Source organism: Kitasatospora sp. NPDC059747, assembly GCF_042732955.1.
Taxonomy (GTDB): domain Bacteria; phylum Actinomycetota; class Actinomycetes; order Streptomycetales; family Streptomycetaceae; genus Kitasatospora.
In genome coordinates this window covers 48,892-54,475 of record NZ_JBHWGV010000016.1, presented here as the reverse complement: position 1 = coordinate 54,475, position 5,584 = coordinate 48,892, and the positions used below count along the sequence as shown (strand labels likewise).

At 71.3% G+C, this 5,584-nt stretch carries 2 protein-coding genes; one reads left to right on the top strand and one right to left on the bottom strand.

Translation table 11 applies throughout. The features are described 5' to 3' along the window. Positions 1 to 120 precede the first annotated feature (120 nt). Positions 121 to 3,105 (bottom strand): glycoside hydrolase family 48 protein, encoded by a 2,985-nt coding sequence (locus ACFV4G_RS09840; RefSeq protein ID WP_380438370.1) that lies wholly within the window; start codon positions 3,103 to 3,105, stop codon positions 121 to 123. Between the two features lie 373 nt (positions 3,106 to 3,478). Here ACFV4G_RS09840 and ACFV4G_RS09835 point away from each other — a divergent pair, with 373 nt between their 5' ends. Further along, positions 3,479 to 5,500, top strand: a complete 2,022-nt coding sequence (locus ACFV4G_RS09835; RefSeq protein WP_380438368.1) for a glycoside hydrolase family 6 protein — start codon at positions 3,479 to 3,481, stop codon at positions 5,498 to 5,500. The last annotated feature ends 84 nt before the right edge of the window (positions 5,501 to 5,584 follow it).

The window sequence follows — 5,584 nt, the reverse complement described above, 5'->3', positions numbered from 1 at the left end:
ACTCACTCGCGTGTTATAATTTTCCGAGTTTTTTGCTAAACCCGGGGCCCCGGGCTGCGGCCGGGGGGGGCCCCCCGCCCGCCCCCCGCCGGCGCCCCCGGTGCCGGGGCCGGGGTCTGCTCAACTGCCCGGGTTCACCGTCGGGAACAGCTGGGCGAAGGTGTCGAAGGCGGTGGCGATGTCCGCCTCGGCCCAGAACCTGTGGTAGGTGAACACCGGCGCGGCACCGCCGTCGAGGTAGCTCTGCACCTTCGACCACTGCGGGTCGTTGGTGTACCAGGGCCGGATGGACAGGAAGGTGCTGGACGAGCTGATCTTGGTGCCGTCCGGGTAGGTGCCGGTCCAGCCGGGCGGGACGTAGAGGCCCTGGTGGGTGGTCGGCGAGTACGCCTGGGTGAAGCGGCTGTAGTCGGTGCGGGTCTCGGCGGCCGAGTAGCCCAGGCCGTCGGTGTACTTGGCGTGGAGGGTGTCCAGGATGTTCTGGGCGAACGTCCGGGCGCTGCTGCTGCCGGACTTGGCCGCGTAGTACGAGAGGGTCTTGGCGAGCGAGCCGGCCACGCCGACGTCGGTGGCGGTGCCGCTCGCGGTGACGTGCAGGCCGGCGTTGCCACCGGGGCTGGTGGCGCTCCAGGTATCGGGCGCGCCCGTCCAGGAGAGCTTGTCGGGGGTGGTGAGGGTGCCGGTGGCCGGGTCGGCCTTGGCGACGGACATCGCCCACGGGACCCACTTGTCGAGGATGGCCTTCGCCCGGGTGTCGCCGGTGGTGTAGTAGTACTCGGCGAACCGCTCCATCGACCAGGTCTGGAACCCGAACCACTGGTTGGAGGCCGGGTCGTGGTACTCGGGCTGCCAGTCGTAGTACAGGCCGTAGAAGGTCGGGTCGCCGGCCGGCGGCACCGCGTCGTCACCGTAGTTCCCGCCCCAGCTGTTGGTGGCGCCGCCGGCGATGCCGCCCTCGGTGGACTGCAGCCACTGGAAGAACTGGAGCTGCTTGTCCAGGCTGCCCGCCCAGTCGGTGGCGCCGCTCGGCGAGAGCGGCTTCAGGCCGGGGTCGTTGGCGAGCACCCAGGCGGCCATCGGGTTCTGGTAGCCCTGGTGGGCGGTGGAGCCGGAGATCCGCCACGACCAGCCGCCGTCGGCCGCCCCGCCCCAGGCGAAGTACCAGGTGAGCAGGCCGAGTTGCTCGTTCGCCTTGGAGGTGCCGGCCGGGCAGGCGGTGGAGCCGAGGCAGTTGCCCGCCTGCTTGAAGTACTTGTCGTAGAGCGAGTAGCGCAGGTAGTCGCCGAGCTTGGCGGCCTTGGCCAGGGTCGTGGTGATGGCCGCGCTCTTGCCCTGCGACTTGGCGAACTGCTCGGCCCAGTAGGCGGCCTGGACCAGCCGGGCGTCGGCGTCGGGCGCGTCGGTGTACTTGTACTGCTTGCTGTAGTTTCCGCCGCCGTCGTTGAACAGGCTGAGGAAGCCGGAGCCGCTGTTGCCGTACTTGAAGAGGTCGCAGTCGGGCTGCGGCACCGTCTCCCAGACCGACTCCTCCGGGCCGCGCTGGAAGGTGTTGATCAGGCTGGGCTTGCTGGTGCCGTCCTCGCACTGGCCGAAGCCGTACTTGTTGTCGGCGTCCAGCAGCCAGGCCGGGGCGTACACGTCCGCGCTGCCGTAGGCGCTGTTCAGCTCGGCGGAGAGCGGGTCGCTGCCGACCGGCACGCCGGCGTTCAGCTTGGCCGGGTACTGGTCCGGCTGGGCTTTCTCGGGGCCGTACTGGGCGGGCTTGGCCGGGTTGTAGGCGCTCTGGCCCGGCTGCTGGGCGTGGCTGGGGATCAGGTTGGTCTCCAGGCTCGTCCAGGCGTTGTTGAAGCCCGTCCAGTCGCCGGTGACGCGGCCGTAGTCCGCCTCCAGCCACAGCCAGTAGCTGTACGTCTCGGAGGTGGTCTCGTGGCCGTAGTCGGGGGCCTCGACGATCAGGGTCTCCACCGCGTGGTACGGGATGCCCTGCGGGCTGAAGTACCCGTTCGCCGGATTCTTGATCTTGCTGTAGAGGTCCAGGAAGTACCGGTCGTAGCCGGAGGTCTTGGCCGCCTCGGTCACCGTGACGGCGCCCGAGCCGAAGCCGGTCGCGGAGGCGGTGAAGGTGGCGGTGCCGCCGACCTGCGCGGCGTCGGTGCCGGCCGCGACGGTGACGGTCTGCGGGACGTTCCAGTTGGCGGGGGTGAAGGTGAGGGAGGCCCCGGACGTGAGGCTGAGGTCCGAGTCGCTGCCCGAACGGGCGGCCGTCACCGTGGTGTTGGCGCTCGGCGCCTGGGAGAGCGCGACGGTGAAGGTGCCGGTGCCGCCCTGCTGGACGGCGAGCGAGGCCGGGCTGACCAGGACGCTCGGACCGGCCACCTTGATCGCGACCGGCGTGGAGGTCGTGGTGGCGCCGGCGTCGTCGGTGGCCACGGCGGTGACGGAGTAGTCGCCCGCCGCCACGTTCGCCCAGTCGATGCTGTACGGCGCGGTGGTGGCCGTGCCGATCAGGGTGTTGGAGCCGGCCGAGGTCGAGGCGTAGAAGTCGACCTTCGCCACGGTGCCGTCGGCGTCGGCCGCAGTGGCGGACACCGTCACGGTGGAGCCCGGGGTGAAGGTCTGCCCGGCGGTGGGAGAGGTGAGCGAGACGGTCGGTGGCTGGTTGGCACCGCGGCAGGGGGTGCCGTTGACGGTGAAGGCGGTGGGGGCGGTGTTGGTGCCGCTGTAGGAGAAGTTGGCGCTGGTGGTGTAGGCGCCGCCGGGGTTGATGGTGGTGGCGTAGCCGGGGTTGGTGACGGTGACGGCCTGTCCGCTCTGGGTCCAGTTGCCGTTCCAGCCGTTCTGGAGGGTCTGGTTGCCGGAGTAGGAGTAGCCGAGGGTCCAGCCGTTGATGGCGGTGGTGCCGGTGTCGGTGATGGTGACGTTGGTGGTGAAGCCGCTGCCCCAGTCGTTGCCGACGGCGTAACTCACGTTGCAGGAAAGGCCGGTGGCCGCCGCTGCGGTGGGTACGGTGAGGGAGCCGCCCGCCGCGGCGATCAGGGCGAGTGCGGTGGCCGTCGCGGTGATGGTGAGCCGGTTGCCCCTGAAGCGCAGGGCTTTGCGTCGCATGTACGTCCTCCAGATGGGTGGGGTACCGCCGCGCGGGTGGGGGCTGCGCGGCGGACGGAGGTGTGGCGTCATCGTGAAGTGGCACGCCCGGCTTGGGAAGCGCCCGCAGGGCCCGGCGGTGCCTGCCGGCGGGCCCGCCGGGGCGGGAGCACGGCGGCGACCAGCGCGGAACGGGGACCCGGGGCCGCCGGGCCGCCCGGCTCTGCGGCGTGTAAGTTACAGCGGCTTGTGGGAGCGCTCCCGCGACTATTGACGGCGTTTCTCGGTCCCTGGCTTGATGTGGAGGGGATCGCCGCGGCCCCAAGTGGACGCGTTCCCACCCCGATTTCAGCGATCCCGTCAGGACTCCCCACCCATCCGAAAGGACCCGGACGTGCCCCATCCCGTCCTGCGTCGCCTGCGCACGGCAGCGGCCGCCACGCTGCTCGGCGCCACCGGCCTGCTGCCGAGCATCGGAGCCGCCGCCTCGGCACACGCCGCCCCCGCAACCCCCGCACGAGCCGCCGCCGACCACGTCGCCAACCCGTTCGCCGGTGCCACCGGTTACCTCAACCCCGACTACGCGGCCGAGGTCAAGGCCCAGGCCTCCGCCGACGGCGGCTCCCTGGGCGCTCTGGAATCCCAGGTCGCCGCCAACCCCACCGCCGTCTGGATGGACCACATCGGCGCGATCGCCGGCGACGCCACCCACCTCGGCCTCCAGGCCCACCTGGACCACGCACTGGCCCAGCAGCAGGGCGGCACCACGCCGGTCGTCTTCCAGGTCGTCGTCTACGACCTGCCGGGACGGGACTGCGCCGCCATCGCCTCCAACGGCGAACTCCCCGCCACCGCAGCCGGGTTGACCACGTACGAGACGCAGTACATCGACCCGATCGCGGCCGTCCTGGCCAACCCGAAGTACGCCGGCATCCGGATCGCGGCCGTCATCGAGCCGGACTCGCTGCCCAACGCCGTGACCAACCAGTCCAAGCCGGCCTGCGCCACGGCCACCCCGTTCTACGAATCGGGCGTCGAGTACACGCTCAACAAGCTGCACGCGATCCCCAACGTGTACAACTACCTGGACATCGGCCACGCGGGCTGGCTCGGCTGGTCCAACAACATGGTGCCGGCGGGCAAGGAGTACGCGAAGGTCGCCCAGGCCACCACCGCCGGGTTCGCGAGCGTCGACGGCTTCATCAGCGACACCGCCAACACCACGCCGCTGGCCGAGCCGTTCCTGACCAACCCCGACCTCACCGTCGGCGGGCAGCCGCTCAAGTCGGCCAACTTCTACCAGTACAACCCCGCGTTCGACGAGTACCACTACGACACCGCGATGTACTCCACCCTGGTGTCCAACGGGTTCCCGAGCAGCATCGGCATGCTGGTCGACACCTCGCGCAACGGCTGGGGCGGCTCCGCCCGGCCCACGGCGCTCAACTCCAGCCCCACCACGGTGGACGCGTACGTCGCGGCCAACAAGGTCGACCAGAAGCCCTTCCGCGGCGACTGGTGCAACATCAACGGCGCGGGCATCGGCGCCCGTCCGCAGTCCCTGCCGTACGGCGCGGGCAACCCGATCATCGCGTTCCTCTGGGTCAAGCCGCCGGGCGAGTCCGACGGCGACTACCCGGACGCCTCCCACCCCCACGGCGACCCGCACTGCGACCCGAACGGCACCCAGAGCGACGGGAACGGCAACACCTACCCCACCGACGCCATCCCCGGTTCCAACATCCCGGCCGGGCAGTGGTTCCCCGTCCAGTTCCGGCAGCTCGTGCAGAACGCCTACCCGGCGTTCGGCAGCACCGGCGGCAACACCGGCCCGACCGCGCCGAGCGGGCTGACCGTCACCGGCACCACCAGCAGCAGCGTGTCGCTCAGCTGGACGGCCTCCACCGACCCGGCCGGCGTGACGGGCTACGCGGTGTACCGCAACGGCACCAAGGTCGCCACCGTGACGACCACCAGCTACACCGACACCGGACTCTCCGCCGCCACCGCCTACCAGTACACCGTCACCGCGCAGGACGCCGCCGGGAACGTCTCCCCCGCCTCCGCCGCGGTGAGCGCCACCACGACGACGTCGGGCGGCGGCGGTGGCACCAGCGGCTGCTCCGCCACCTACGCGGTCGGCAACGACTGGGGCAGCGGCTTCACGGCGAATGTGAGCGTTACCAACACGGGCACCACGGCGACCAAGTCCTGGACCGTCACGTGGAGCTGGGGCGGCACCCAGCAGGTCACCAACAGCTGGAACGCCACCACCGCCCAGAGCGGCACCGCGGTGACGGCCGCCAGCCAGGCCTACAACGGCGCGCTGGCACCGAACGCCACCACCAGCTTCGGCTTCCAGGCGACCTACTCGGGCGGCAACACCGCCCCGTCCCTGACCTGCACCGCGAGCTGACCTCCGCCGGGGGGGGGGGGGCCCCCGGGGCCCCCCCCCCCCCCCCCCCCCCCCCGCCCCGCCCCCCCCCGCCCCCCCCCCCCC

Excerpts from the sequence above, each read along its gene's own strand:
- ACFV4G_RS09840 (WP_380438370.1), bottom strand. The coding sequence starts at position 3,105 with ATGCGACGCAAAGCCCTGCGCTTCAGGGGCAACCGGCTCACCATCACC.